This window comes from Ohtaekwangia sp. (assembly GCF_036786105.1).
In the GTDB taxonomy this organism is placed as follows: Bacteria; Bacteroidota; Bacteroidia; order Cytophagales; family Cyclobacteriaceae; genus Ohtaekwangia.
Genome location: NZ_DAIQRQ010000039.1, coordinates 1 through 1,999, shown reverse-complemented (window position 1 = coordinate 1,999; position 1,999 = coordinate 1). Strand labels below are relative to the sequence as shown.

The window sequence follows — 1,999 nt, the reverse complement described above, 5'->3', positions numbered from 1 at the left end:
TATACAGCCAGCGAAACAGATCGAGAAATTTCAGAAGAAACGTATTCATGGCGATCAGTTCTGCAGTATGTTGATGAAAGTGCCTGCGGCTTGTGTATGCTCTTTGTTGCCCGTGAGCTCGGTAAATATAGTTTCGAGCGAACCTTTGGCTTGCGTATTCAATTCTTCGAACGTACCATTGGCAATCATTTCTCCTTTGTTGATGATCATAATACGATCGGATATCTTCTCCACTACATCCATCAGGTGTGAGCTATAGAAGATCGTTTTGCCGTTGTGCTTCAGTTGCGTCAGAATTTCTTTTACCAGAATTACGGCATTGGCATCGAGGCCCGAGAGCGGTTCATCCAGAAAAAGTATGGATGGATTGTGAATCATACCCGCAATGAGCAACACTTTCTGGCGCATACCTTTGGAAAAGGTGGTCATGCGCGCATCAATATATCCGCTCAGATCGAATACATTCAACAGTTCTTTCGCTTTCTTATCAACCGCGTTGCGTTCCATTTTATAGAGCTGGCCGATAAAGTGGAGGTACTCCAGAGGTGTAAGTGTATCGTATAGTGCGGCGTTCTCCGGTATATAGCCAATCTTGCGTTTTACTTCCAGCACATCCTTGCGTATGTCGAGGCCAAGTACAGAAGCTTCTCCGTCAAAATCAGGAATGATACCCGTAAGAATTTTTATGGTGGTGCTTTTACCGGCACCGTTCGGGCCAATGTAGCCGATAATCTCTCCGGCATGTACCGAAAGATTTATATTTTTTAAAACCGGCACCTGGTAGGTTTTCGACAGGTTAACGGTGGTGATTACGGGTGACGAAGTTTCCATAACACATGAGCTATACTACAAGTATACTAATTATTGCCATGAGAAACATGAAGAAGTATAGATGGACTATCAGACTACGCCTGTTCATCTGCAAAGGCGAGCAGCGCTTCGTATGGATCGCCCGTGAGGCCAAGTGCTGCTGCGAAAGCGGGCTCTGTTTTTACACCCGATTGCTTAAGCGCCAACACCTGCTCTTTGAGCGCACGGCCATGGCGTTGTAGCAGAATATATTCTGCACACAGGTGGCGGTAAGCATACTGTTTTTCCACAGCAGTTACCTGACAAAATAACTCGAAGAAAAACTCTGCGTATTGGAACCTTGCCACAATACTCGGTGTTTCACGCAGAACTTTATGGGTTATTTCAAACGCCTCATAGTGCCCAAACTCGGAGCGCACTACGTTTGCAAAGAGCGAAAGATCGTTAGCCTGACATACTATATCCAGGTCGCTTTTACTGGCTATAAATAAATCCAGCGGCAGTGTGCCTGTTAGCACGGGCTGGAAAACTTCTATTTTTTGTAAGACATTACACTCCTGTAAAATTTGCCATCCTCGCTGCTGTACTGGCGAACCTTTCAATAAGTAGTCTACGTTTTTGAAGTCAGGTAACATACTGGTTTCAAGATAGCCAAATTGTCTAAACCCGGTGTCGTTTTGACGGAGATAAGAAACTGGTACGGCTATTGACCAACAAGCAAACAAGAAGGAGAAACAAAATCATGGACAAGAAAAAATTTCAGGATTTATTAACCTCTGTGGATGTGTTGAATACGTTGCACGGAGGTATCAGCGAACCGGCTGTAAAGCTCCAACAACAAGCCACTGGTCGCGAGATCAGGGTGCGTGTACCAGGTGTAGAAAAAGAAGCCCTTCAGGTTGAAGTACATAATAACTCACTTTCTGTTTTTTACCTGATCCCGATCGATTCAGCCGGCAAGCTCATTCAAATGCCCGTAGTGATCTATAACAAAACGATACCATACTTTATCGAGATAAGCGAGATCAAAGCGGTATACGAAGACAACGAGTTGGTAGTGCAGTTGCCCTACAACAAACTCTCCAGCGGGTATAACAAAAAGATACAGATAGACGAAGAGTAAGTGATGAAGTGAGATGGTGTTTTTTCTGTTCAGTCGTCTGCAGCAATGCGGGCGACTGATTTTTTT

3 protein-coding genes are annotated in these 1,999 nt (G+C 44.5%); 1 reads left to right on the top strand and 2 read right to left on the bottom strand.

The window, feature by feature from the left end; translation table 11 throughout:
* Window positions 1-54: 54 nt before the first annotated feature.
* Both V7Q33_RS15475 and V7Q33_RS15470 read right to left on the bottom strand, forming a co-directional pair.
* On the bottom strand, window positions 55-831 hold the full coding sequence (locus V7Q33_RS15475) for an ABC transporter ATP-binding protein (protein ID WP_333820414.1): 777 nt from the start codon (window positions 829-831) through the stop codon (window positions 55-57).
* 74 nt (window positions 832-905) lie between these two features.
* Complete coding sequence (locus tag V7Q33_RS15470) at window positions 906-1,445, bottom strand: DUF4269 domain-containing protein (protein WP_331975632.1); 540 nt, start codon at window positions 1,443-1,445, stop codon at window positions 906-908.
* A gap of 107 nt (window positions 1,446-1,552) precedes the next feature.
* Between V7Q33_RS15470 and V7Q33_RS15465 the strand changes: the two genes are divergently transcribed.
* On the top strand, window positions 1,553-1,933 hold the full coding sequence (locus V7Q33_RS15465) for an Hsp20/alpha crystallin family protein (RefSeq protein ID WP_331975630.1): 381 nt from the start codon (window positions 1,553-1,555) through the stop codon (window positions 1,931-1,933).
* Window positions 1,934-1,999: the final 66 nt, after the last annotated feature.